Annotated in this window: 22 protein-coding genes; 9 read left to right on the top strand and 13 right to left on the bottom strand. The window is 72.3% G+C overall.

Translation table 11 applies throughout. The features are described from left to right. Positions 1-78: 78 nt before the first annotated feature. Positions 79-489, bottom strand: coding sequence for a histone-like nucleoid-structuring protein Lsr2 (locus tag ACZ7OU_RS31150; protein WP_470257936.1), 411 nt, complete (start codon positions 487-489; stop codon positions 79-81). Between the two features lie 217 nt (positions 490-706). On the opposite strand from ACZ7OU_RS31150, the gene ACZ7OU_RS31145 reads away from it, so the two are divergent. Then, complete coding sequence (locus tag ACZ7OU_RS31145) at positions 707-1606, top strand: class I SAM-dependent methyltransferase (RefSeq protein ID WP_470257935.1); 900 nt, start codon at positions 707-709, stop codon at positions 1604-1606. Positions 1607-1620: 14 nt separating this feature from the next. Here the strand turns inward: ACZ7OU_RS31145 and dinB are convergent, their stop codons facing one another. Beyond that, positions 1621-2811, bottom strand: coding sequence for a DNA polymerase IV (dinB, locus tag ACZ7OU_RS31140; RefSeq protein ID WP_470257934.1), 1191 nt, complete (start codon positions 2809-2811; stop codon positions 1621-1623). A gap of 155 nt (positions 2812-2966) precedes the next feature. On the opposite strand from dinB, the gene ACZ7OU_RS31135 reads away from it, so the two are divergent. Further along, a complete protein-coding gene (locus ACZ7OU_RS31135) occupies positions 2967-3386 on the top strand; it encodes a hypothetical protein (protein WP_470243998.1) in 420 nt (139 codons plus the stop codon). Positions 3387-3402: 16 nt separating this feature from the next. Beyond that, the gene (locus tag ACZ7OU_RS31130) at positions 3403-3915 is read left to right on the top strand and encodes a 2'-5' RNA ligase family protein (RefSeq protein ID WP_470257933.1); all 513 of its coding nucleotides are present in this window, start codon (positions 3403-3405) and stop codon (positions 3913-3915) included. A gap of 6 nt (positions 3916-3921) precedes the next feature. Here the strand turns inward: ACZ7OU_RS31130 and ACZ7OU_RS31125 are convergent, their stop codons facing one another. The 5 genes from ACZ7OU_RS31125 to ACZ7OU_RS31105 all read right to left on the bottom strand — a co-directional run bounded on the left by ACZ7OU_RS31125 (position 3922) and on the right by ACZ7OU_RS31105 (position 9687). Continuing rightward, the gene (locus ACZ7OU_RS31125) at positions 3922-5007 is read right to left on the bottom strand and encodes a hypothetical protein (RefSeq protein ID WP_470257932.1); all 1086 of its coding nucleotides are present in this window, start codon (positions 5005-5007) and stop codon (positions 3922-3924) included. A 9-nt stretch (positions 5008-5016) separates the two neighbouring features. Further along, the gene (locus ACZ7OU_RS31120) at positions 5017-5607 is read right to left on the bottom strand and encodes a hypothetical protein (protein WP_470243995.1); all 591 of its coding nucleotides are present in this window, start codon (positions 5605-5607) and stop codon (positions 5017-5019) included. A 19-nt stretch (positions 5608-5626) separates the two neighbouring features. Continuing rightward, complete coding sequence (locus ACZ7OU_RS31115) at positions 5627-6058, bottom strand: XRE family transcriptional regulator (RefSeq protein ID WP_470243994.1); 432 nt, start codon at positions 6056-6058, stop codon at positions 5627-5629. Between the two features lie 215 nt (positions 6059-6273). Continuing rightward, on the bottom strand, positions 6274-7329 hold the full coding sequence (locus ACZ7OU_RS31110; protein ID WP_470257931.1) for a hypothetical protein: 1056 nt from the start codon (positions 7327-7329) through the stop codon (positions 6274-6276). A 225-nt stretch (positions 7330-7554) separates the two neighbouring features. Next, positions 7555-9687, bottom strand: coding sequence for a discoidin domain-containing protein (locus ACZ7OU_RS31105; RefSeq protein ID WP_470257930.1), 2133 nt, complete (start codon positions 9685-9687; stop codon positions 7555-7557). Positions 9688-9901: 214 nt separating this feature from the next. Here ACZ7OU_RS31105 and ACZ7OU_RS31100 point away from each other — a divergent pair, with 214 nt between their 5' ends. Continuing rightward, positions 9902-10834, top strand: coding sequence for a DUF1996 domain-containing protein (locus ACZ7OU_RS31100; RefSeq protein WP_470243991.1), 933 nt, complete (start codon positions 9902-9904; stop codon positions 10832-10834). Continuing rightward, on the top strand, positions 10831-11364 hold the full coding sequence (locus ACZ7OU_RS31095; protein ID WP_470257929.1) for a DUF305 domain-containing protein: 534 nt from the start codon (positions 10831-10833) through the stop codon (positions 11362-11364). The genes ACZ7OU_RS31100 and ACZ7OU_RS31095 overlap by 4 nt, the downstream gene beginning before the upstream one ends. Positions 11365-11521: 157 nt before the next feature. On the opposite strand, the gene ACZ7OU_RS31090 is transcribed toward ACZ7OU_RS31095, so the two are convergent. Both ACZ7OU_RS31090 and ACZ7OU_RS31085 read right to left on the bottom strand, forming a co-directional pair. After that, positions 11522-14698, bottom strand: a complete 3177-nt coding sequence (locus ACZ7OU_RS31090; RefSeq protein ID WP_470257928.1) for a TIM-barrel domain-containing protein — start codon at positions 14696-14698, stop codon at positions 11522-11524. A gap of 811 nt (positions 14699-15509) precedes the next feature. Further along, positions 15510-16553, bottom strand: a complete 1044-nt coding sequence (locus tag ACZ7OU_RS31085; protein ID WP_470243988.1) for a LacI family DNA-binding transcriptional regulator — start codon at positions 16551-16553, stop codon at positions 15510-15512. Positions 16554-16674: 121 nt separating this feature from the next. Between ACZ7OU_RS31085 and ACZ7OU_RS31080 the strand changes: the two genes are divergently transcribed. From ACZ7OU_RS31080 to ACZ7OU_RS31065, 4 genes are all read left to right on the top strand, one after another. Continuing rightward, a complete protein-coding gene (locus ACZ7OU_RS31080; RefSeq protein ID WP_470257927.1) occupies positions 16675-17067 on the top strand; it encodes a hypothetical protein in 393 nt (130 codons plus the stop codon). A gap of 10 nt (positions 17068-17077) precedes the next feature. Next, positions 17078-18154 carry a sensor histidine kinase gene (locus ACZ7OU_RS31075; RefSeq protein WP_470257926.1) on the top strand — a complete coding sequence of 359 codons (1077 nt, stop codon included), beginning with the start codon at positions 17078-17080 and terminating at the stop codon, positions 18152-18154. Further along, positions 18151-18759 (top strand): response regulator transcription factor, encoded by a 609-nt coding sequence (locus tag ACZ7OU_RS31070; RefSeq protein ID WP_470243985.1) that lies wholly within the window; start codon positions 18151-18153, stop codon positions 18757-18759. The genes ACZ7OU_RS31075 and ACZ7OU_RS31070 overlap by 4 nt, the downstream gene beginning before the upstream one ends. A gap of 67 nt (positions 18760-18826) precedes the next feature. Continuing rightward, positions 18827-19423, top strand: coding sequence for a mycothiol-dependent nitroreductase Rv2466c family protein (locus ACZ7OU_RS31065; RefSeq protein ID WP_470257925.1), 597 nt, complete (start codon positions 18827-18829; stop codon positions 19421-19423). Here the strand turns inward: ACZ7OU_RS31065 and ACZ7OU_RS31060 are convergent. From ACZ7OU_RS31060 to ACZ7OU_RS31045, 4 genes are all read right to left on the bottom strand, one after another. Then, positions 19420-20181 carry an NPP1 family protein gene (locus ACZ7OU_RS31060; protein ID WP_470257924.1) on the bottom strand — a complete coding sequence of 254 codons (762 nt, stop codon included), beginning with the start codon at positions 20179-20181 and terminating at the stop codon, positions 19420-19422. The two genes, ACZ7OU_RS31065 and ACZ7OU_RS31060, sit on opposite strands and share 4 nt — an antisense overlap. 612 nt (positions 20182-20793) lie before the next feature. Continuing rightward, positions 20794-22152 (bottom strand): rhamnulokinase, encoded by a 1359-nt coding sequence (locus ACZ7OU_RS31055; protein ID WP_470259014.1) that lies wholly within the window; start codon positions 22150-22152, stop codon positions 20794-20796. Positions 22153-22196: 44 nt separating this feature from the next. Continuing rightward, on the bottom strand, positions 22197-23618 hold the full coding sequence (locus ACZ7OU_RS31050) for an arabinose isomerase (RefSeq protein WP_470257923.1): 1422 nt from the start codon (positions 23616-23618) through the stop codon (positions 22197-22199). A gap of 10 nt (positions 23619-23628) precedes the next feature. After that, positions 23629-25647, bottom strand: coding sequence for a bifunctional aldolase/short-chain dehydrogenase (locus ACZ7OU_RS31045; protein ID WP_470257922.1), 2019 nt, complete (start codon positions 25645-25647; stop codon positions 23629-23631). Position 25648 lies beyond the last annotated feature (1 nt).

Genomic DNA, 25648 nt, shown 5'->3' with positions numbered 1-25648 from the left:
ATCTCCCCGACCCCGGGCGCGCGAAACACCACTACCGCACGGCCGCGAGAACTCCTTGTCCCGCAACCGGTTCCGGCGTCAGGCCTTCTTGCGCGACGCCCGCTTGCGCGCCGGCTTGGCTTCGGCCGGCTCGGCGGCCGCGGCCTCGTCCGCTTCGAAGCCCGCGATGATCTCGCTCGACAGACGGCCTCGCTCCGCGACCTCGTAGCCGTTGACCTGCGCCCATTCGCGGATCTGGCGGTTGCGCTCGCGGTCGGTGCCCGAGCTCGACGAGCCCGACAGCGACTGACCGGTCGCCAGCCGCACCTTGCGGCCGCCGATGCGGCGCGCGACGGCGACGTAGCGGGCGAGCTCGTCCCGGAGCGCGGACGCGTTGTCTTCGGAAAGGTCGATCTCGTACGTCACGCCGTCGAGGCTGAAGGGGACGGTCTGCGAAGCCTCGCTCCCGTCGAGGTCGTCCACCATCTCGACGTGCACCCGTTGTGCCATGGTTCGTGGTTCCTCATCTTCTCCAGAACACGGTCGGACAGACCTTAACCTGTCGAATCCCGTCCGGCACGCCCGACACCCGCGAAGCGTCCACAATGGCCGCCCGGTGGCCGCCTCGCCCTCGTCCAGGATGACCGCAACCTAGCCGAAATGCGCGTCATCTTGTTGAATATTTGTTTTTGTGATATAGTCGAAATCGAATCGGTACCGTGTGCGCATGACCACTGCCGATTTTCCCGGTATTGCGCCTCGCGTCAGTCGCACGGCGTTCACCGCGGCCGCCGCGCGGGCGGCACATTTGCTCGTCGACGCCGAGCCGATCGTCTTCTCCGACACCCTCGCCGCGGCTCTCCTCGGCGCGCACGCCGAAGAACTCCTGGCCTATCACCACCTCCACGGTACCCATCCCGTCCTGGCCGGCGCCCGCGCCCAGGCGGTGTGCCGGAGCCGGTTCACCGAAGACCGGCTCCGGCGCGCCAATTCCGGTATAGACCAGTATGTGATTCTGGGCGCCGGGCTCGATTCGTTCGCCTATCGGGACGCGCCCGCACGATTCCGCGTGTTCGAGGTCGACCGGCCGGCGACCCAGGCCGCCAAACGAGAACTGCTCGGGGGCGCCGGCGTCGCCGTGCCCGCTTCGGTCACCTTCGTCCCGGTCGACTTCGAAGCCGATCCGCTCCGGGAACGGCTCGTCCAGAGTGGACTCGACCCGTTTCGCCCCGTGTTCGTCAGCTGGCTCGGTGTCACCATGTACCTGACCCGGAAGGCGATTCTCGCCACATTGACGGATCTCGGCGGTTTCGCACCCGGATCGGAAATCGTCACCGATCACCTGCTTCCCGCGGAACTGCGGGACGCGGCCGGAAACGGCTACGCCGAAGCCGTCGCGCCGGTCGCGGCGGAACAGGGCGAGCCCTGGCGCACCTTCCTCTCCCCCGCGGCGATGGCAGGCCTCCTGCGGGAAGCCGGTTTCGAAGTCGTCGAACAGGCGGGGCAGCGCGAGAGCGTCGACCCCCGGCTGTGGAACCGCACCGACGCGCTGCGGCCCGCCGCGCTTTCCGCGCTCGCGCACGCCCGCATTCCCGATCGGCCCGGAATGGCGGACGGCGGGAGCTGAAGCGCTTTCGCGCGTCAATCCGGCAGCAGGGGCACTTCGAGGTCGTCCGGGCGGCCGAGCAGGACCGCCCGGGTGACCGCCGCCTTGCCGAACCGGTCCCGCACCGCGTCCAGCGCCGTGTCGAGCTCGGTCGCCCGCTGCCGCTCGAACGGCAGCGCCAGCTGGAACGGGTCTTCGTCGGCCAGGTTGGACAGCGCCGCGCCCAGCAGCGTGATGCCGCGGTCGGCGATCATCGGCAGCGCCGCCACGAGCAGCTCCCGCGCCGCGGCGAGCAGGACGCCCGTGCCCGCGGTCGGTTCGTTCAGCGTGTGGGAGCGCGTCACCCGCGTGAAGTCGGCGAAGCGCAGGCGGATCGTCACCGTCCGGCAGACGCGGTGAGCGGCGCGCAGCCGGCGGGCGATCCGGTCGATCAGGGCCACCAGCACGACGTCGAGCTCGGCCGGGGTCCGCCGGCCGCGCCCGAGGGCCCGCTGGGCGCCGATCGACCCGCGGCGCCGGCCGAGCTCGACGCGGCGCGGGTCCCGGTTGTGCGCCAGGGCGTGCAGGTGGCCGCCGGCCGCCCGGCCGAGCATGCTCACCAGGTCCACCGGCTCGGACGCGGCCAGCTGACCGACCGTCGTGATCCCCCGCGCGCGCAGCTTTTCGGCGGTCACCTTGCCGACGCCCCAGAGCGCGCCGACCGGCAGCGGGTGCAGGAACTCCAGCTCCGCGTCGTGCGGGACGACCAACAGGCCGTCCGGCTTCGCGACGCGGCTGGCCACCTTCGCGAGGAACTTCGTCCGCGCAACCCCTACGGTGATCGGCAGCCCGGCGCGCTCGGCGACGGCGACGCGCAGCCGTTCGGCGATGTGGCTGGGCCGTCCGCCGATCCTGGTCAACCCCCCGACGTCGAGGAAGGCTTCGTCGATCGAAAGGCCTTCCACCCACGGAGTGGTGTCGTGGAAGACCTCGAAGACGACCTTGCTCGCGGCCGAATAGGCCGACATCCGCGGCGGCACGACGACCGCGTGCGGGCACAGCCGCCGGGCCTGCGCACCCCCCATCGCCGTGCGCACTCCATAGGCCTTGGCCTCGTAACTCGCGGCCAGGACCACCCCGCCGCCGACGATGACGGGCCGCCCTTTCAGCGCCGGATCGTCGCGCTGCTCGACCGACGCGTAGAACGAGTCGAGGTCGGCATGCAGGATGGGCCCCTCGTCGGTCATAGAACATATGTTCGCATACACGGGGGCCGAAGTCCGCTCATCCGCCCGCCGCGACACCCCTGCCGCTGGTCGAAACTGAGCGTTTTCCCGGTTGTCCACCCTCTGTTGCCGCGGTCACACTCGACGGATCGAACCACCCGACCACTGGGGGCGACATGTCCGAGAAGTGCCGATGCGGCGACCACCACGCGTGGGCCAGTCCGAACCCGCAGGACCGGCCCGCCGCGGCGCGGCAGCCACTGCTCGCGGCGACGCTGGCCGGCGAAGACCACGCCGAGGACGACGGCCGGATCGACCCGACCGACCGCGTCACGTGCCGCACGCACCGCCGCTGGCTGCACGACTGCGTGTCGTCCCCGGTGCACACGAACCCGGCGATCGGCTACCGCTGGTGCCGCAGCTGCGACCACCAGGCGCTGGTCGCGGTGGACGAGCTGACCGGCGACGTCGTGATCGAGTGCGGGCTCTGCGGCCGCAGCCCGCGCAGCCGCGCGAACCTGGAGCTCGTGGAACTGTGCCGGCGCAGCCTGGCCCTGGCCCGCGACGGGCGGTTCTCGGAGAGCGCGGCCGCCTGACTGCCATGATGCGGGGGTGCCCGAACCCGGAACCACCGCGCTGGTGATCCTGCTGCCCGCCGCCGAACCCGCGCTGGACGCGGCTCGGCTCGTCGACCCCGCTCTGGTCCGCCCGGGTCTGCCCGCGCACGTGACGGCGCTGTACCCCTTCTTGCCGGATGCTCAATTGACTTCCGCGGTGCTGGACGCGGTCCGGTCGCTCGCCTCGGCCGTGTCGCCGACCGAGGTGCGGCTCGGCGAGTTCCTGAGCGCACCGGGTTTCGCGGCGCTCCCGGCTCCGTCGCTCCAGCCGATCACCGACGCGGTGTGCGCTCGATGGCCGGAGATCTCGCCCTACGGCGGACGGTTCGGGCCTCGCCCGCCGGCGCACGTCACCGTCGCGATGGGCGGCGATGACGAGACCCTTTCGCGGGTGGGTGACGAGGTGCGGCCGCTGTTGCCGCTGACCGGGCGCGCGACGGCGCTGCAGCTGGTGGCGCTCACCGACCGCGGCTGGGAGCCGCGGCTCGAGGCGGCTTTCGCCGGCTGAGCCGCGTCACCGGGCCGGGCTGGTGACCACGTCCACCGTCCCGCCGTCCACCTTGCGGTACGCACGCGCGATCGCCCGCAGCCGGGCGACGTCCGCGGCGAACGGCTCCGCCTGAGCGACCGGCGGGGCCTCCTCCCCCGGCTCGTCCGGAAGGTCGCGCACCAGCCTCGCCGCCGTCGGCGGCGCCAGCTCCGGCGTCACCCCGGCCAGGATCAGGCCGTCGTTCGTTTCGCTCATCGCCGTCAGCAACCGCTCACGGCGGGACGGCCCGCCCGGGTCGATGCGGACGATCTCCGGGAACCGCCGCGTCAGGTGCTCACGCAACGGCCGGATCAGGCGAAGCGTCTTCGCGTCGCGGCGGCCGGCCACGAGCCCCGGGATCGACGGGATTGTCAGCCCCACCACGATCAGCAGCACCGAGACGGCCGGGAAGCCGACGTCGAGCGTGCACGGCAGCGTCGAGAACGGCCCGCGGCACAGCGCCTTCGCCGGGTGGTCGTCCTGCAGTGCCCGGATCGTCGCGACGATCTTCCCCCCGAGGTAGGCGACCGCGAACGCCGACGCCAGCAGCAGCAACGTCAGCCCCGCCCGCAGCGCGCCGCCGCTCGCGCGGATCGTCACGGCCGCCACCACGCCGATGTCGAGGACCGCGAGCCCGAGGTACACCGTGTAGACGAAGACGTAGACGACGAGCGTCGGGTGCGTGCGGTAGAGCTCGTCGAACAGGCCGATGCCGCGCGGCAGCCCCGACGTGCTGAAGAACATCACCGTCAGCAGGGTCAACGCGACGCCCAGCGCGACGAGCCGCGTGCGCCGGCCGCGGTCGCGGGTGCCGCTGATCTCCGCAACGGTCAGGCCGATGCCGTAGGCCGCGACCATCGTCGCGAGGTTCGACAGCAGCCGTCCGAGGCTGGGGTGGATCTCGCTCTCGAACACCTGCGCGCGGTTCGACAGGAAGCAGAACGCCGCTCCGAGCGCGATGAGCGAGACGGCCAGGCCGATGCCCGCGCCGGTGCGCCGGGCGCGGACCGCCCGCCAGATCCCGATGGCCAACGCGAAGAGCCCGACCCCGACGAACAGAATGTCGATCACGAGACGCGACTATCCCAGGAGTGCGGCCAGCCGCCTAGCCTGATCCGCCGCCCGGCCGGACGCACCCGGCTGAACGGCGGGCGGTTCGCTCGTCGCCGCGCTCATCAGCAGCACCGCGATCAGCTCGGCCTCGTACTCGTCGGTTCCGGTCGTCACGCGGGTCAGCAGGTGCGACAGCGCCCGCGGCGCCAGGTCCGGGGCGAGCTGCGCGGCCTCGGTCTCCGAAATCTGGCAGGTCCCGGTGTGCGCGCACAGCATGTGGGCGAGCTCGTGGGCGATGATGTGGTCCTGGTGCAGCGCCGACGTGTGCTCGACGTAGGCGATCAGGTCGTAGTCCGGGCGGGCCTGCCACGCGCCGGAGGGCCGGCCGGGCCGGTACTCCACCGGCACGAGGTCGATCTCGCGCCCACGCCACGCCTCGAGACCGTCGACCCACGCGTTCATCGACCACGGCCGGGGCAAGGGGACGGCGGCGAGCACCGTCCGCACCCGCTGCCGGGCCCGGACTCGGAGGTCCGTCAGGCCGCGCTCGTCGATGGGTCCTCCCCGGTCACCGGGCGCCAGCCGGATGCACCGGGGCGCCAGCACGGACGAGGTCATCGTAGCCGACCTTCCGTCGTCACTCGGGCTTCCGCCGGCGATCGCGGCGCCGGGTTTCGTCGTAGCCGGCCAGCTGGTCGAGCAGCGCCGTCACGGTCTCGCGGTCACGCGGCGAGAGTTGCATGGCCCGCTGCGCCAGGTTCCGCGCTTCGCTGTCACGCCACGCCACGACGTCCCCGACCTGGCGATCGACCTGCCCGGCGACCTCGTCGTCGAAGAAGTACGTCACCGGCACACCGAAGAACTGGGCGAGCGCCTGGATGTGCGAGCGCTTGGGATCCTTGCGCGCGCCGACGGCGAGCTGCTGGACGTGGGTCGCCGACATCGTCACGCCGGTCTGCTCGGCGACGCCGTGCGCGATCTCCCGGTAGGAGTACGGCTTGCGGTCCGGCGGGTGCACGGTCGCGATCAGGTGCGCCAGTCTTTCGGCGAAACTGCGCTCATCGCTCACCACACACCACCTTCATCCAGGAAACGTGACAACCGTCAGCGTAGCTGTTCCGAAAACTTGACACGGCCTGTCCCGGAAAGACTACGATACTCCCGTTCGGTGTTTCGAAAACAGGACATCGGACCCCGGGGTGGCGCAGCGGCCGCGGGGCGAAGTCACGTGGCCGCTGGGGGTGGCCACGCGCCCAGCTCCCGTTCCCGCCGCGCCGCCCCACCTCAGCGCACTCCCAAGGCCGCGGCCAGCTTCGTGAAGTCGTCGCGCAGGCCCGGTACCGCGTCGTCGGTGACGCAGCCCGTGGAGAACTCGATGTAGAGGTCGTCGTCTTCGGGGATGTCGAGCTCGAAGTCGAGGTCGTCCGGGCCGAGCCGGTCGAGGTACTGGCCCACGTCCATCCCGGCCGCCTGCCGCAGCCGCGCTTCGACGGCGCCGGCCTGTGCCGTGCGGCCCTCGAGCTTCAGGTGCAGATCGGCGGCGCCGGGGTCCGGCCCGAGGATGAGGTCGTTCGTGCGGTCGCAGGGCCACTCGGTGAAGTCGCGGGCGACGCCGGGCAGCGGCGCGAAGCCGGAGAGGTCCGAGGTCAGCCGGGTGATCGCGGCGGACGTCGGCCCGGCCGGGTAAGGACCGCGATCGAGGGACTGGTCGAGCAGCTGCACCCCGAACCAGCTGCCGAAGAACAGCCAGAGCCCGAGCCCGAAGGCGAGGAAGCCACCGCCGACACCCAGCCGCGGCGCGTGGTCCCGCGCGTAGATGCCGGCGTCGACGCCGTAGCGGACTTCGAGGTCGGGCCGTTTGTCGTGCAGTGCGGCGAGGAACGCATCCGCCCCTCGGTAGTGACGCCAGCGCGTGCGCAGCCGCGCGCCGCGGCCGGTGTGCAGCTCGACGACTTCGCGGTCGAAGTCCCCGGGCGACCGGAGCGCGACGATCAGCCCGATCACCAGCGACGTCGGCAGCCAGAAGGCGAGCCAGAACGGCTTGGCCGACACGGCTCCCCGCCGGACCTCGGTGATCTCGGCGTACGGGAGCACGTCGTGGTCGAAGGCGATGGCGTCGGGGCGGAAGCGCGCCACCGGCGGCCAGGCGCGGCCCAGCAGCCAGGCGACGACGCCGACGAAGACGTCGAACGCCACGCCGAGCCAGAAGAAGGGGCGTTCCGGTGCGACGGTGATGCCGTAGCCGTGCCAGCCGCCGTACGCGGCGGCGACCGCGACGAGCACCCAGGTCCAGCGGCGGGCGCGGGAAAGCGGTACCTCGGGAGTCGGGGTGTCCGCCATGGATCGGAGCGTAGAGAGTCGGATTTCGGGGCGGTGCGGCAAAAGTACCGTCCTGGCAACGGACTCCGGTCGGGTGCGGTGCGCAGTGGAATGGGGACGGTCCGTGCCCGGAGGGGCATCTCGCGTGATCAGGCGGGCATCACGCGTGATTGGGCGGGCATCACGCGTGATTGCGGGGGCATCACGCGCGGTCGGCGCCACCGGGCTGGTGGCGCCGACCGGGTGTCAGCGACGGTAGACGCCGAACTCGTACAGCGAGTAGCCGTACGCTGTGCCGCGCTGGGTCGCGGACATGCGCACGTACCGGGCCGTGGCCGAGATCGCCAGGTCGTCGGCGCCGCCATCGCCCGTCGTCGTCGCGTAGACCGATCGCCAGTTCGCCGCGTCGTCGCTGACCTGGATCTCGTAGGCCTTGCCGAAGGCGGACTCCCAGACCAGCTGGACGTGGTCGAACGCCTGCCGGCTGCCCAGGTCGACCTGCAGCCACTGCGGGTCGGCCCACGCGCTCGCCCAGCGCGTGGCGGTGTTGCCGTCCGTCGCGGCCTGCGGCGGGTAGGGCGCGCCGGGACCGTCGGCCTGGTAGGTCGACGCCGTGGTCGCCGCGCCGCGGGCCAGGTTCGTGCCCGGCACCGGCGGGGCGACCACGCGCAGCGAGCGCGTCTCGATGCCGACGTTGCCGTGGCCGTCGCGGGCGTAGAGGTAGATCTTCCACACGCCCAGCTGCTGCGGCGCGGTGACGGTGAACGTCCCGGTCCCGGTGAACTGCGCCGGGATCAGGCCGGCCGCGTCGTTGATGTACTTGCTGTTGTAGCCCATGGTGTAGGTGATCGGGTCACCGTCCGGATCGGACACCCCGGCGGTCAGGGTGAACGTGCCGCCCGCCGGGACGTCGGTGGTCCGGCTGAGGTTCATCGACGAGATCACCGGCGGCGTGTTGCCGCTCGTCTGTCCACTGTAGAGCCGGCGGACGGCGTACCAGGACAGCCGCTTCTCGTTGCCCGTGGTGATGTTGAACCAGACGCCGCCGAAGTCGCCCTCGGTGCCGTAGTGGAAGAGCGTCGCGCCCAGCGCCACGCCGGTGTGGGCCAGGACGCAGTTCCAGGCATTGACGTACCCGTCGCGCTTCTGCTGGTCGGTCGGCTCGGCGGGCACGCCGTTCACGTCGTTCGGCACCTCCCACTCGCCGGCCGGGCCGGTCTCGGTGATGATGTACGGCTTCGTGTAGCCGCCGGCGAGCCAGTCCTGCTTGACCTGGCAGACCTGGGCGTAGGAGTTGACGGAGTAGAGGTCGAGGTTCGGCGCGTACGCCTTGTAGTACGGCCACGCGCCGGTCCAGGCGTCGGTCGAGGTGACCGGGTGGTTCGCGTCGAGGGCGTGGATCGCCTGCGCGGCCTGGTCGACGAAGCGCGTGTAGGCGATCCGGTTCTGCTCCAGCAGCGTGCCGGAGTAGCAGTTCTGCATCCCGAGGACCGACTCGTTGCCGACGTTCCACATCAGCACGCCGGGGTTCGCCTTGTACGCGGTGACCCATTTCTGGATCTCGGCGAGCATCGTGTTCTTGTAGTTCGTGTCCGTCGTGTAGTCGACGCAGCCGCCGCTGCCCGGGCCGCCGCCGGGTTGCAGCCAGAAGCCGGCGACCACCTTGATCCCGTTGGCCGCGGCGGCGTCGAACAGCGGCTGGCTGCTGCCGTCGGTGCCCCAGGTGCGGACGGTGTTGACGCCGATCGCGTGCAGCTCGGGCATCCGCGCGGCCGCTTCGCCGACCGGCGGTCCCCAGGTGAGGCCCTTGACGGTCCACGGCGCGCCGTCGACGCTCAGCTGCCAGTTGCCCTGGCTGCCGGTCACCTTCGTGACGCCGGGGCCGCCCGGCGTCGACGTGCCGGGGGTGCCGCTGACCTGGAACTCCCAGAGCGAGTAGCCGTAGCCGCCGACGCGGTGGGTGCCGTAGAAGCGCACGTACCGGCCATGACCGGAGACGGCGAGGTTCTGGATCCCGCCGGTCGCCGTCGTCGTGCTGTACACAGTCTGCCAAGACGCGGCATTGTCCGAAACCTGGATCTCGTAGGCGGTCGCGTAGGCGGCTTCCCAGTTCAGCGTGACCTGGCTGATGTCGGCCGGCGCGCCGAGGTCGACCTGCAGCCACTGCGGGTCGCTCCAGGCGCTCGCCCAGCGGGTGCCGGCGTCGCCGTCGACCGCCGCCGACGCCGCGGTACCGGCGCCTTCGCTGCTCGACGTGGTCGCGGGTCTGCCTTGGGAAAGCAGCGTGGCGGCGTGCGCCGGGGACGGGCCGGCCAGCAGCCCCAGCACCAGCAGGGCCACCAGTGCCGGGACGGCACGGAGGAGCGACGGTCGGTCCACGATGACTCCCGTACGACAGGGGACGGAGATTGGAGAGCGCTCTCCAGGACTTCCGATGGTTCGTCACCGCGCCTCGCGTTGTCAAGATCCCGGCCGGGAATCGGACAATGGCTGTCCGGTCGCGCATCCGGGCGGTCCTTGACACGGCGGCGGCTCGCTGCGCATGCTGTGGGAGAGCGCTCTCCCATCCTTGGCACCTCACCGTGGAGGACCCTTGGCAACGAAAGCCGCGCTCCTCGCCTGCACCGCCGCCACCGTGCTGGCAGGCGCCTTCCTGACCGCGGCCACCTGGTCGCCCGCCGGGGCCGACGACCTCGTGACCCACCACGAGTTCCAGGTCAACTGCTCCCCCAGCCACCACCAGCCGGACGACCCGATCGTCTTTCCCGGGCTGCCCGGCGCGTCCCACGACCACACGTTCATCGGCAACAAGACCACCAACGCGGCCACGACCCTGCAGTCGCTGCAGAACTCGGGCGTCGGCAACACCACGTGCCTGGCGCCGGACGACCTGTCCGCGTACTGGTTCCCGACGGTCTACAACGGGAACCAGGTGGTGCTGCCGAACTTCGCGCAGGTCGTCTACTACAAGTCCGGCATCCTCGACTACACGAAGGTCGTGCCGTTCCCGCCCGGCCTGCGCTACGTCGCCGGGAGCGTGACGGCGACGCAGGACGAGTTCCAGCACGCGCCCGGCGCCATCGAGGGCTGGGAGTGCGGGGACAGCTTCCACAACTGGGACATCCCGGTGCAGTGCACGCCGGGTAGCCAGCTGAACATCCGCTACCAGGCGCCGAGCTGCTGGGACGGCGTCCACCTGGACTCGGCCGACCACAAGAGTCACATGGCGTACCCGGACCGGGCGACGCTGACGTGCCCGGGCGACCACCCGGTGCCGGTGCCGATGCTGGAGTTCAAGATGGCGTTCCCCGTGAGCGGCGATATGTCCGCCGTGCACCTGGCCAGCGGGCGCGGGTACTCGTGGCACTACGACTTCTTCAACGCGTGGGACCCCGCGACACTGGCGGCGCTCGTGACGCACTGCATCAACGGCGGGCTCCAGTGCGACCCGCGCGGGTTCGACCTGTACAAGCCGGACCGGGGCACCGTGCTCGGGCCGAACTACCGGCTGCCCGGCCGTCCGTGAGACGGCTGCTCCTGGTGGGGGCGGCGGTGGTGGCGACCATGGGCGGGTGCGCCACCACCGGCCCCGCCCCCACCGCCGGCCCCACTTCGCCGTTCAACCCGACGGACGTCGCGTGGCTGGAGCTCGTGGTGCCGATGACCGAGAACGCCCTGGCGGCGGCGCGGCTGGCTCCCGCCCACGCGGCCGACCCGGCAGTGCGCTCGGCCGCGGAGTCGGTCGCGACGCCGTCGGAGCGGTTGCTGACACGGTTGAAGGCGGCTCGCGACCGGGCCGGGCTGCCGGCCTCCGACGTCCACAGTGGACACAAGATGCCGGGCATGGTCACCGAAGCGGACCTGGTGGCCCTGCGCACCGGCGGCGCCGAGTTCGACCGGCGGCTCGTCGCGTTGCTGCGGGCCCACGCGGCGCAGGTCGTGGTCCTGGCGAAGGGCGAACAGAACTCGGGTGCGGACGCCGAGACGAAGCGGCTCGCGGGCGAGACCGGCTCCGAAGGAACGCGACAGGAGAAAGTGCTGACCGGGCTCGAGTGACCCGGCAACAAAGCAACGGCCCGAGCCGCGCGTCGAGCACGCGCGGCTCGGGCCGTGGAGGCCACTCATCCCACAGGGTGGCCGAGCCGGGCGCCGTCGAGGCCACCACCCCACGTGGTGGCCTCGACGGCCATACCGGCTCCGCCCGCCGGTAGTCTCAGTACGCCACGGTCACCGGCCCGTGCCCGCCGTGGGCCGTCACCGTCAACGTCTGCGTCGCCGCGTCCCACTTCCAGCTCCGCGACGGTGCCCAGCCCTCGCCGACCCGGACCCGGGACGGTGCCGAGGTCACGCCGAGGAACTTGACCGTCCAGTCCCGTGACGCGACCTGGGACCGGCCCCGCGTCGGCTCCACCGTCACCGTGTGGGCGCCGCGCCGCTCGGTGTAGGTGATGCGGGTCGTCGAGCTGTGCTTGGCCGAAGTCCCGTCGTCCTCGTACAGAGAGAACGACCCCGACGCGCCCGGCGCCACCGTGATGGTCGCCTGGTTCAGCGGGCTTTGGACGTCGTTGGGGACGTCGGCCGTCCGCGTCACCGCGATGCCACCGGCCCGCACGAACACCGGCATCGTGCCGAGGTCCGACGTGACCTGCTGCGTCGTGCCGCCCGCGTAGGACTTGCCGCTGAAGTAGTCCGTCCACTGGCCCGGCGGGAACCAGACCGACGTCGTCGCCGACGTCCCGGCGGACGTCACCGGCGCCACCAGCATGTCCGGCCCGTAGAAGTACTCGCTCCCGGCCGCGGCGTACGCGGCGGGCTCGTCCGGGTACTCCACGTACGTCGGCCGCACCACCGGGACACCGGTCGCCGCCGCCTGCTGGGCGAGGGTGTAGGTGTAGGGAACGAGGGTCTCGCGCAGGTTCAGGAACTTCGTCGCCGACGCCTTCGCCGCGTCGCCGTACTGCCACGGCAGCCGGTCGCTGTGGTTGCTGTGCAGCCGGTCGATCGGCTGGAACGTGCCGAGCTGGACCCATCGCGCGTACAGGTCGTCGGGCAGCTTGAACGTCTGGTGCTGCTGGCCGCCCGAGGTGTAGGTCTCGCTGCCGCGCAGGCCGGTCGTGTCGTTGTGGCCGCCGATGTCGTGGCTGATCGGCGACAGGCCGGTCGCGGCCGACTCGGCCGGGGTGATCCCGACCTCCATCCGCAGCGTGCCCCACGTCGACGAGGTGTCGCCGGTGAAGTGGACGGTGCTGCGCTTGTCGGCCCACGGTCCCGTCGACAGCCCGACCGGGCCGCCGTAGCCGCCGGCCTGCAGCGAGCCGTACGCCCGCGACGTCACGAAGCCCCGCTCGACCGCCGGTGCGGACAGGTCGGCGTACTTCTGGTTGATCCACGCGTCCGGCGTGACACCCTGCAGGCTCGACTTCGCGGCGTCACAGCACCAGTCGAGCCACCAGAAGTCGTTGCCCTGCTTCATCATGTCGCCGTGCAGGTCGAGGTAGGCCTTGAGCTGGTCGGGGTCGCCCCAGTCGAAGACGTAGCAGTCGGTGCCGCACCCGGACTTCGCCAGCTTGCCCTTCGCCGTGGCCTGCGCGCGGGCGAACTGCGGGTCCGAGCCCATGATGCTCGGGTGGATGTTCAGGGTGTTGTGCAGGCCCTGGGACGCCGACCAGGCGAAGAACCCCGCCGGGTCCGGGAACTTGTTCTTGTCGAACTGCCAGCCGTTCCACGTGTCCGGCGCCTTGAAGTCGGTGTCGGTCACCAGGACGTCCAGCGGGACGCCCTCGCTGCGGAACTTCGGCAGGATCTTGTCGCGGTAGTCGGCCGCGGTGCGGTCGATGTACTCCGAGTACCAGACGCCGTAGGCCCAGCGCGGCAGCAGCTCCGACGGCCCGGTCAGGGTCGCCAGGTCCCGCAGGCCCGCCTTGTAGTCGTGGCCGAAGGTGAAGGCATAGCCGTCCTGGTAGGGGTTCCCGCCGTGCGACGGCCGCTGCGTCACCTTGCCGGCCGCGGTGTCGTAGAGCGCCGAGGGTGTGTCGTCGAGCAGGTACCAGCCGTCCTGGTGCAGCAGCCCTTCGGTGAGCGACGGCGTGCCGTTGACGCCGTTGACGCCGTCGAGCCCGCGCCGGTAGCCCCCGAGCGTCAGGTGCGGCTGAGGTACCGCCGCCCCGGCGCGGGTGACCGCGACGGTGTCGATGTTGACGTGGCAGCTGGCGTCGTCCGGGCAGCCGAGGACGACGTCGTTGGTGCCGGCCTTGAGGTCGACCGGGACCGACGCGCTCCCCCAGGTGTCCCAGTTCGCGGTGGCGGGCATGGACAGCGTGCGGGTGACGCCGGACGCGGCGACCGTCGCGGCCCGCGTCTGGTGCAGACCGTCGCCGCCGGTGCCGTTGGCGTAGCGGACGTCCAGCTGGTAGGTGCCGGCGGACGGGACGGCCACGACCCGGTGGGTCAGCGCCGAGCCGCGGTTGAGCTCGGCGACGAACCCGCGTCCGGCGTACCCGGCGTGGTCGGTCGCGACGACGGCCGAGCCCGCGCGGAGGCCGGCTTCGGCTTCGCAGCTGACATCCAGGGCGCACCCGGTGAACGCGCGGGCCGAGGCGGGCGGGAAGGCCGCACCGGCGGTCAGCACCGCGAGGGCGTCGATGTTGACGTTCCCGGAGTCGGTCGCGGTCCGCTCGAGGCGGAGGTTGTGCCGCCCCGCGCCGAGGGTGACCGGCACGGACGCGGTGGCCCAGCTGTTCCAGTCGGCCGTCGTGGGCAGGGTGAGCTTCTGCGCGGCGCCGCCGTCGACGGACACGCTCAGCGTGCGCGTGACGTGCTGGCCGTCCCCGCCCTGGCCGTTGGCGAACCGGGCGGTGACGTTGTAGGTCCCGGCCGTGGCGGCGAGGACGTCGGCGGTGGCCGAGGTGCCGGTGCTCTCGAAGCCGGCGAGGAAGCCTTCCCCGGTGTAGCCGGGGTGGTCGGTGGCGACGCCCAGCCCGTCGGCGGTCAGGTCTTCGGCCTCGCAGAGGGCGCCGGTCGCGCAGGTCAGGTGACGCCAGGGTGCCGCGGTCACCGGAGCGCCGGCCGTGGTGCGGATCTGGAGGTTCGAGGAGTCGAAGGGGCCGGAGTCCAGCTTGTAGGTGAGGGTCGTCGCGCTGGTGCGGATGGTCAGCACGCCGTTCGAGGTCGTGGAGGTGAACGCGGGAGGCGTGAACGAGCCGCGGCCGACGGCGTTGAAGGTGGCGGCATCGGTGAAGCGGCCGTCGCCCGCGTACTCCGTGCGGATCAGGGTCGGGGAGAGGACCTGGAAACGCGCGTTTCCGGCGGTGACGGACTGCCGCGCGGCATGCCCGGCCTCGGCCGGCGTCCCGACGGCGACCACCGCCGCGGCGACGGCCAGGACGCTCACTAGATGGAGGATTTTCGGTGCTCTCGTCCGCACGGCGGAACTCCGTTCCGGTCAGGGGGACCCAGCCAGTTTTACAACGTTGGAAAAGGCGGTTTCGATCTGAGCACAGTGATCGGCCGGATGTCCAGACCATGAGGCGGAACTGTCCGGACAGGCCGGGTTCCTTGCCCGGCAGGCCACGCGGCCGGAGTATCGGGGCGGCGGTTGCGTGGGTTGCCGGCTCGGCGGCTGGTGGTCAGCGACCAGGGGTGATCGGCGGCCCGGCGGTCGGCGGCCCGGCGACTGGCGGCTGGTGACCCGCCGCTGGCGGCCCAGTGGTGGCGGTGACCCGGTGGCTGGCGGTCGGCGGGCCCGCGGCCGGCGGGCTGGTGGCAGGCTGCCGTTGGCCCGGCGGCCGAGGTTCGCGGCCGGAGTCGGCGGCTTGGTGGTCGGCAGCCAGGGCTGGCCCGACGTGCGGTGGCCACGGTGACCCGGCGGCTCGCGGTCGACGGGCCGGCAATCGGCGGCCTGGCGGCTGGCGCCCCGGCGAGCGGCGGCTGGTGGCGCGGCAGCTGGCAGCTCAGTGGCCAGCGTCGATGATCGGCATGTGATGGCCCCGGGATGCCGGCCGGACCAACCGGCCTCAAGCCGGGGACCGCACCGGCGCCGGAGCCGCGCTCAGGGCTCCGCGGGCCAAGCTGGGTCGGCGGCCTGTCAGCAGAAGTCGGCGGCTAGCAGCGCGGCGACCGAGGTCTGTAGCCGGAGTCGGTAACCGGGCGAACCACCCACCCCCGCGCCGGGGCCGGAACCCAAAACCGGCGCCATCCCTCACTCAACCCGAGTCGCGGACCACCAGCTCCGGGTCGAAGATCACCGACTCCGCTCGGCCCGCCGGGTCGGCCATGCGGTCCAGGACCATCCTCGCCATCGCCGCGCCCATCTCCTCCACCGGCTGGCGGACCGTCGTCAGCCGGGGGCGGCAGCTCAGGGCCACCCGGCTGTCGTCGAAGCCGATCACCGCCACGTCTTCCGGCACTCGCCGGCCCGCTTCGCGCAGTACCGTCAACGCTCCGTACGCCATCAGGTCGTTCGCCACGAACAGCCCGTCCAGCGCCGGTTCCTCCGCCAAGAGCCGCTCCATCGCGCGCTCGCCGCCGTGCTCGGTGAAGTCGCCCTCCGCGACCGCCACGTACGCGTGGCCATGCCTTGCCATCGCGTCGCGGAACCCTGCCAGCCGGTCCTGGCCCGCCGGCGTGCCCGCCGGGCCCGCGATCGTCGCGACCCGGGCGCAGCCCCGCTCGACCAGCCTGTCCGCCGCGAGCCGGGCGCCGTCCTGGTGGGCGACGTCGACGTAGCTCACCGGGGCCGGGCGGCCGGGGCGCGCGAACAACGCCGTCGGGACGTCCGCGTCGGTCAGCATGCGCGGCAACGGGTCCTCCGCCGGGTGCAGCGAAATCAGCAGCACCCCGCTCACCTGCTCCTGCCGCAGCTTCGCCACGAGCTTCTCGCGCTCCTCGTCGCTGTCGACGAGCATCAGCAGCGGGTGCATCCCCCGGGGACGCAGGTAGGCGACGACACCTTCGACCACCCGGCCGAAGAACGGGTCGCCGAACACGCCGCCGGTGAACGCCTCGACGTGCCGCTCCGGCTCGGACACCACCAGCGCCACTCCACCGGTCCGGCGCGTGACCAGCGACCGGGCCGCGCGGTTCGGCACGTACCCGGTGGTGGCGATGGCGCGTTCGACGGTCTCCCGCAGCTTCGGGTCGACGTTGCGCACGCTGTTGACCACGCGGGACACCGTGGCCCGGGAGACACCGGCGACCCGCGCGACGTCCTCCAGGGTCGGCGGCGCCGGGGGCGGATGCGTCGTCACCCCTTCTTTGTAGCACGCTGTGAGAGCGCTCTCCCAGTGCCGCGCCGATGACAAATGTCATGGGCAGCCGCTGCGGGACGGCACTGCCGTCCGGACACCCCTCGCGACGAGCATTTCCGGCATGACCACCACGACTCGAACCGAACCCGTCCGCTTCCGGCCGGTGCTGCTGCTCACCGGCGGCTACGCCACGCTCTCCGTGCTCACGCTGATCGCGATCGTGCTCTTCCGGAACGACCACGCGATGGTGACCGACGCCGTCTGGGTGCGCGCCACCCTCGTCGTCGCCAGCTCATTGCTGACGTTCGCCTTCGCCCGTAGCGCGGCCCGCGGGTCGCGCAAAGGGCTGCTGAGACTGCGGATCGTCGCCGCGGTGATGCTCGTGGCGATCGTCGTCATCGTCGCCCTGCCCGGGTTGTTCCCGCTGTGGCTGCGGATCGAACAGGCCGTCTGCGGGCTGCTCCTGCTGGGTGTCACGGTGCTCGTCAACGGCCGGCGGGCGCGGGGCCGGTAGCGTGCCGGTGATGGACAGGACGGAACCGGCCGACGTGCAGCGCTGGGTGCGCGGCTGGCGGGTGATGGTGCTCGACGCGGGCATGCTCGTCTACCCGGCGGTGACCGTGCCCGGGGTGCTGCAGCACTCCACCGGCCGCGCGGCGGTCGCGGGCTGCGTGCTCGTCGCCGTCTTCGTCGGCTGCTACGTCCTCACGGCGCGGGCCGCGGCGCAGCGGGCGCCGCGCCGGTTCTGGCCACTCCTGGGGGTATTGGCCGTCCTCTTCGCCGCCGCACTCCCCTTCGCCCACGCCGAGGCGTTCTTCCTCGCCACGGTCGTCGTGTCCCTCGCCGTACCCCGCCTCCCGCGCCACTCCGGCGCGCTCGTGGTCGTCGCCGCGCTCGCGGCGCTGGTCGTCCCGTGGGTGGCGTGGGGTACCGCGGGGTGGACGCAGACGGTCGCGCTCGTGTTCACCGTGCTGGTCGTCCACGTCTTCGCCGAAGCCGTCCGGGCCAACGCCGCCCTCGTCGAAGCCCGGGCCGAGGTCGCGCGGCTGGCGTCCGAGGCCGAACGGACCCGGATCGCCCGCGACCTGCACGACCTGCTCGGCCATTCGCTGACCGCGATCACCGTGAAGAGCACCCTGGCGCGGCGGCTCCTCGACACCGACAGCCCCCGCGCCGGCGAAGAGATGACGGCGGTCGAGAACCTCGCCCGCCAGGCGCTGACCGACGTGCGCGCGGCGGTGTCGGGCTACCGGGACGTCACGCTCGCCGGCGAGCTGGCCCGCGGCCGTGAGCTGCTGCGCGCGTGCGGCGTCACCGCCGACCTGCCGACGGCGGCCGACGTCGTGGACCCGGCCCGGCAGGAGCTGTTCGGCTGGGTGGTCCGCGAAGGGCTGACCAACGTGGCCCGGCACGCGCGCGCGACACGGTGCGCGGTGACGCTCACGGAGTCCACTGTGGAGGTCGTCGACGACGGCGTGGGCGGCACCCCCGAGGAGGGCTCCGGGTTGGCGGGCCTGCGCGAACGCGTCAAGGCCGCCGGCGGGCAGTTCCGAGCCGGACCGGTCCGGCCGCGCGGCTGGCGGCTGCGGGTGACGCTGTGACCATCCGCCTGCTGCTCGCCGACGACCAGGCGCTGGTGCGTCAGGCCCTGTGCGCGCTACTCGCGCTCGAGGACGACTTCGAGGTCGTCGCGTCGGTCGGCCGCGGCGACGAGGTCGTCGCGGCCGCGCGCGAACACCGGCCGGACGTGGCGCTGCTGGACATCGAGATGCCCGGGCTCGACGGGCTCGCGGCCGCGGCGGTGCTCGCCGCGCAGGTGCCGGACTGCCGGGTCGTCATGCTCACGACGTTCGGGCGCGCGGGCTACCTGCGCCGCGCGATGGACGCGGGCGCCGCCGGGTTCGTCGTCAAGGACGCCCCCGCGGACGTCCTGGCCGACGCGATCCGCCGCGTCCGGAGCGGGGAACGCGTGGTGGACCCGGCATTGGCGGTCGCCACGCTGGCCGCGGGCGAATCACCGCTCACCGCGCGGGAACGGGACGTCCTCATCACCGCCCGGACCGGTGCCACGGTCGCCGAGATCGCGTCGCGGCTCTACCTGTCCGAAGGCACGGTCCGCAACTACGTCTCGGCGGCGATCACGAAGACCGGCGCGCGCAACCGCGTCGAGGCGGTGCGGATCGCGGACGAGCGCGGCTGGCTCTGATTGGCCCGGTCCGGCCCGCCGGAATTGGATCTTCTGCCGGGCCGCTCCCCCGCTTAGCGTGAGCCCGGTGAAAACCGTTGACCTGTGGTTCGACCCCGTCTGCCCGTGGGCGTGGATCGCCTCGCGCTGGCTGCTGGAGGTGGAGGCCGTCCGCGACGTCCGGACGCGGTTCCACGTCTTCAGCCTGGCGCTGCACAACGAAGGCCGCCCGGTGGACGACTGGTACCGGAAGTGGCTCGACGAGCGATGGGGCCCCGCGCGCGTCGCGCTGGCCGCGTCGCGGGCGCACGGCGACGGGGTGCTGCGCGACCTCTACACCGCGCTCGGCACGCGGTTCCACCACGACAAGGCGCCGGTCACCCGCGAGACCATCGTCGCCGCGCTCGCGTCGGTGGACCTGCCGGCCTCGCTCGCGGACGCCGCCGAATCGCCGGAGCTCGACGAGGACCTGCGCGCCGGGAACCGCGCGGCGCTCGACCCGATCGGCGAGGACCTCGGCGTCCCGGCGATCCACGTCGACGGCAACGCGTTCTTCGGCCCGGTCGTCAGCCCGGTCCCGCGCGGCGAGGAAGCCGGGCGGTTGTGGGACGGCGTGCTGCTGGTGACCGGCACGCCCGGGTTCTTCGAGCTGAAGCGCGGCCGCGGCGCGCCGGTGACGACCTAGGCGTTCTCGTCGAACGGGATCCCGGACGGCTTGGCCTTGGCGAGGTTGCCGGCGAACTGGTCGTCCTTGATGCCGAAGGTGGCGCTGCCGAAGTTCGCCTGGGTCAGCTTGTCCCGGATCCCGGCGGGATAGCCGTCCCAGCCGACGAGCGTCGGGTACTGCCAGGTGCCCTTGTGGTTCTCCGGCGGGTCGTCGTTGCCGTTGGCGGCGCGGAAGCAGTGCGTCGAGCCGCCGTCCTTGTGGTAGACGACCTTCGCGTGCGTGCCCTCGAAGCGCATGCTGGCGCGGTCGTGGATCGCGAAGCCGCCGTGCTGCGACGTCGCGACGTACTCGACCTGGTTGTCCTTGACCCACACGACGACGTGTTCCCAGTCGTGGCGGTGCCCGGCGCTGCCGGGGCCGAGGGAGGCCTGGTCCTTCTCGAAGTAGAGGGTGAACATGACGGCGCACCAGCCGTTGTCGCACTTCTGGCGCGAGTAGGAGTTCGTGTTGTCGAGGTCCCAGGAGTCGCGGCAGTGGCCGTTGGTGTCGCCGCCGAGGGAGAGGCCGGGGGCGATGGTGCCGTCCGGGCCGATGGCCGGGGTCGGGTAGCAGCCGTCCTTGTCGTAGTCGAAGGCGGGCTGGAAGGTCTTTTCGAAGTCGGAGGCGTTGCCGGGCAGGGCACCGGGCGGATCGGCGGCGGCGACGCCCGGGAACGCCAGCGCGCAGAGGGCGGCCACGGCGGCAGCGGCGGTCAGGGTGCGGGTTCGGTGCGCCATCGCGGTACTCCCTCGGTCTTGGTCGGAAAGTTTCCGACCGGGATCCGTGCTCAGGCTCGCCGCGGGCGCCTCGGGCCCGCAACCGTGCTGCGAGGAGTGTGCCCGGAAAGCGCGGGGAGAAGGGGACTTCCGCGCAGTTCTGTCCGGTGAGCGGCACTGCGGACAGAGGATGCGCGAATTCCGGGGGGCCGGGGATGCGGTGAACGACTCGCGGCCGGGACGGGCCAGCCGAGCGGTCCGGCCAGGCGGAGCGGACTGGGCGAGCAGGCAGGCCAGGTGGGGCGAGCGGGCCGGGCCGGCCGGTCGGGCGGGTTGGCAGCGCGAGCCGGCGGTTGGCGGGCTGGGCGGACAGGCCAGGCGGTGCGAGGTGCGGACCGGTGCGGGCGGATCGGCCGGGGCGGGTTAGGCGGTGCAGCCAGACCGGCAACGCGGATGATACGGCTGGCCGAGCGGGCCAAGCGGTGCGGCCAGACCGGCAACGCGCATGGTGCGGGTGGCCGAGCGGGCCAAGCAGTGCGGACCGAGCGGTGCGGGCGGGCCGGCACACCGGCCGGGCGAGCAGTGCGGGCGCCCCTGGCCGAGCGAGCACGCCGGCGCGGCAAGGAATCCGCCTCAGCGGGTCAGGCGTGCCTCCGCCGCATCCCAGTCGCCCGCTCCCGATGGCTCATACCGATGGACCTCCTGCGTCTCCCGCACCAGCGCCCGCATCGCCGCCAGATCCGGCAGGTCCTCCCCCAACGCCCGAGCCTGGACCAGCACGTTCCCCAGCGCCGCCGCCTCGACCGGCCCCGCCAGTACCGGCACCCCGCACGCATCCGCCGTCAGCTGGCACAGCAACGAGTTCCGCGCCCCACCCCCGACGATGTGGACCACGTCGACCGTACGGCCCGTCACCGCGGACGCCGCCCGAAGGGTCCGGTGGTACGCCAACGCCAAACTGTCCAAGATGCACCGAACCACCTCCGCCCGCGACGACGGCGGACGCTGCCCCGTCGCCGAGCAGGCCGCCGCGAGACGGGCTGGCATGTCCCCCGGTGGCAGGAACTCCGGGGCGTCGATGTCCACCACCGCCGCCAAACCCGGCGAATCGGCGGCCGCGCGAAGCAACCCCGGAAGGTCCGAAGTGGACCACGTCCGCAAACTCTCCGACAGCACCCACAGGCCCATCACGTTGCGCAGGAACCGGATCGTGCCGTCGACGCCGCCTTCGTTCGTGAAGTTCGCCGCCAAAGCCGCATCGCTCAGCTCCGGCGCGGGTAGCTCCAGACCCGCCAGGGACCACGTGCCCGAGGAAATGTAGGCGAAGTTCGTCCCCGGGGAAGCCGGGACCGCGACCACCGCCGACGCCGTGTCGTGCGAACCCACCGCGACCACCGGCAGCCCGGACAGATCCGCCGCTGTACCCACCACCGTGCCGGGGTCGCGCAACGGCGGCAGCAACCGGGGCGGGATCCCGACCTGCGCAGCAAGCGACGTAGCCCACGTCCGCGCGCGCACGTCGTACAGCTGGGTCGTCGACGCGTTGGTGCGCTCCGCACCGACCGAGCCTGTCAGCCAGTAGTTCAGCAGGTCCGGGATGAGCAGCATCGTCCGCGCCGCGTCGAGCCGGTCGCCCTCGGACACCAGCTGGTACAGCGTGTTGAACGGCAGCTGCTGCAACCCCGTGACGTCGTACAGCTTGCGGGCGGACACCGACGCGGCCACCGCGGCCGGCACCCCGTCGGTCCGCGAGTCGCGGTAGTGGACGGGGTTGCCGAGCAACGCGCCCCGCTCGTCCAGGAGGCCGTAGTCGACCGCCCACGAGTCGATCCCGACGCCGTCCAAGCGACCGGCTTCGCGGATCCCCGCCAGGGTCTCGCGGTAGAGACCCAGGACGTCCCAGTACAGCACCGGGCCCGCCCGCACTCCGCCGTTGGCGAACCTCCGTACCTCGGACACCTCCAGGACCGACGGCCCGACCGTCCCGGCCATCACGCGCCCGCTGGAGGCGCCGAGGTCGACGGCCGCGACTCGCTTCACGCGCGCACCACGGTCAGCTCCAACCCGAGCAGGTCCGCCACGGCCGTCAGCTCGGCGACCCGGTGACCGGTGCCGAGCGCCCAGTGGTGGGCGATCCCGCTGGCCGACCACGCGTCGGTCCACTCCCCCGGGTCGCACCCGAAGTCGACGCGGGACGTCGTGTTGCCGATCCGCAGCAGCGGGCCGGGCACGACCGTGCCTTCGGACGCGACGAGCTTGAACGTCCCGTCGAGTCCCTGCGCCAGCCCGCACAGCGTCACCGGCCCGTGCTTGACGTCGAACTCCACCGACACGCCCCAGCCGCGCTTGCCGTGGTAGACGCCGAGGCCGCGCAGCAGCGGCTTGCGCGCGCTGATGCCGAGGTGGGCCGGCCCGTCGTGGCCCATCTCGACGACGTCGTCCCGGAAGTTCAGCGCCTGCAGCTCGGTGAACGAGCCGCCCGCGCCGAGCCGGTCCATGACCAGCATCGCCAGCGACGTCCGCAGCTCGTACTCGCCGACCGCCGGGATGCCGCGCGCCGTGAGCAGCGACGCGCCGAGGATGAACCCGGCGCCGACGCGTTCGTGCGTCTCGCCGTCGAGACCGCGGTGGTAGTAGGCCAGCGAATCCAGGTCGAAATCCGACACCAGCCGGTCGAGTGCCACGGAAACCCGCGCGCCCCACGCGAAGTCTTCGTCCACCACGGACTCGTCCACGGTGAACACGTCGCGGGCCAGCGCGACCCGGGCCGCGGTCTCGTCGTCGGTGACCTTCTCGACGCGCACGCGCAGGTCGTCGATCTCGAGGATCTCGACGTGCCCGCCGAGCTGGCCGGACACCAGCGTCGGGTCGGTCGAGACGTCCATCATGCCCGGGTAGAGGTGCCCGAGCAGGCCGTGCCGCCCGTGCCGCAGCGCCGCGCGGACGCCCGCCGCCTTGATCCACCGCTCGATCCGCGTCCACGCCCGGGGGTCCTCGAGGTAGCCGGACACCGAGCGGAACTCGACGCCGACGCGGCGGAACGCGTTCGCCATCTCCGGCAGCGGGCAGGCCCCGCAGTAGGCCAGCCACGCGCCGGTGTCGAAGGATTCGTGGTCCATCACCTCGGTCGGCTGGAGGTTCAGCAGCAGCACCGGCGCGCCCGAGCGATGCGCGACCGGCGCCAGCATGCTGGACGTCAGGTACGTCGTGAGGAACCCGACGATCAGGTCGCACCCGGCCACCCGCAGCTTCTCCGCGGCGGCCGCGCCCTCCTGCGCGTCCGACACGAAGCCGACGTCGACGACCTCGCAGTCCATTTCGGACAGTCGGTCGGACACGCGCCGCGCCGACGCCTGCAGCTGCGGCAGCAGGGCCGGGAACTGCGGCCAGTAGGCGCCCAGGCCCCCCGCGACGAGGCCGACGCGGGTCCGGCGCGGGGTGATGCGGTCGAGCGTCATGAGTTCTCCTTCAGCGCAGGAACGCGGCGGCCACCCCGGCGTCCACCGGGACGTGCAGGCCGGTGGTGTGGGTGAGGTCGCCGCCGGTCAACGCGAACACCGCGGCCGCGACGTGCTCGGGCAGCACCTCGCGCTTGAGGATGGTCCGCTGGGCGTAGAACTCGCCAAGCTTCTCCTCCTCGACGCCGTACACCGCGGCGCGTTGCGCGCCCCAGCCGCCGGCGAAGATGCCGGAGCCCTGGACGACGCCGTCGGGGTTGACGCCGTTGACGCGGATGCCGTGGGCACCCAGTTCGGCGGCCAGGAGCCGCACCTGGTGGGCCTGGTCGGCCTTGGCCGCGCCGTAGGCGACGTTGTTCGGGCCCGCGAACACCGAGTTCTTCGACGAGATGTAGACGATGTCGCCGCCGATCCCCTGGTCGATCATCGCCTTGGCCGCGGCTCGCGCGACCAGGAACGAGCCCTTGGCCATGACGTCGTGCTGCAGGTCCCAGTCGCGTTCGGTGGTCTCCAGCAGCGGCTTCGAGATGGACAGCCCGGCGTTGTTGACCACCAGGTCGATGCCGCCGAAGGCGAGCACGGTGGCGTCCACCGCGGCCTGCACGGCCTCGGCATCGGTGACGTCGGCGGTCACCGCGACACCGCCGACCTCCGCGGCGACCTCGGCCGCGGCGTCGCCGTTCAGGTCGGCGATCGCGACGCAGGCGCCTTCGGCGGCGAGCCGCAGCGCGATGGCCTTGCCGATGCCCGACCCGGCTCCGGTCACCAAGGCGATCCGTCCGGCGAGGGGCTTCGGCTTCGGCAGCCGCTGCAGCTTCGCCTCTTCCAGCGCCCAGTACTCGATCCGGAACTTCTCGCTTTCGGCGATCGGGGCGTAGGTGGAGACCGCTTCGGCGCCGCGCATGACGTTGATCGCGTTGACGTAGAACTCCCCCGCCACGCGCGCGGTCTGCTTGTCCTTGCCGAAGGAGAACATCCCGACGCCCGGCACCAGCACGATGGCCGGGTCGGCACCGCGCATCGCGGGCGAATCCGCGACGGCGTGCCGCTCGTAGTAGGCGCGGTACTCCTCGCGGTAGGAGGCGTGCAGCTCCTTCAGCCGCGCGACGACGTCGTCCAGCGGCGCGGTCGCCGGGAGGTCCACGACCAGGGGCCGGACCTTGGTGCGCAGGAAATGGTCCGGGCACGACGTGCCGAGGGCGGCCAGCGCGGCGAGCTTCTCGCGGGCCAGGAACTCCAGCACGACGTCGCTGTCGGTGTAGTGCCCGACCTGCCGCTGGTCGGTCGAGGCGAGCCCGCGGACGACGGGCGCCAACGCGGCGGCACGGGCGTGCCGTTCGGTTTCGGGAAGCGCCTCGAAGCCCGGGACGACCGGGCCGAACGGCTCGGCCACCCCGCGCGAAGCGAGGAACGCCTCGGCGGTCCGGATGATGTCGAGGGAGTTGCGCTCGCACTCTTCCGAGGACGCACCCCAAGCCGTGATGCCGTGCCCGCCGAGGATGACGCCGATGGCCTGCGGGTTCGCCGCCTTGACCGCGGCGATGTCGAGGCCCAGCTGGAAGCCGGGCCGCCGCCAGTCCACCCACGCGACGCGGTCGCCGAAGCACTCCTTCGTCAGCGCGGCACCGTCGGCCGCGGTGGCCAGGGCGATGCCGGAGTCCGGGTGCAGGTGGTCGACGTGCGGGGCCTCGACCAGGCCGTGCATCGCCGTGTCGATCGACGGCGCCGCACCGCCCCGGCCGTGCAGGCAGTAGTCGAACGCGGCGACCATCTCGTCCTCGCGCTCGACGCCCGGGTAGACGTCCACCAGGGACCGCAGCCGGTCGAGCCGCAGCACGGCGAGCCCGGACTCCTTCAGCGTGCCGAGGTCGCCGCCGGATCCCTTGACCCACAGCACCTCCGTCGGCGCGCCGGTCACCGGGTCGGTGACGGCACCCTTGGCGGAGGTGTTGCCGCCGGCGTAGTTGGTGTTGCGCGGGTCGGCTCCGAGCGCGTTGCTGCGCGCGATGAGCTGCTCCGGCACGGTCATC

The organism is Amycolatopsis sp. NPDC114505, from assembly GCF_055633615.1.
This window is presented reverse-complemented; position numbering and strand designations above follow the sequence as displayed.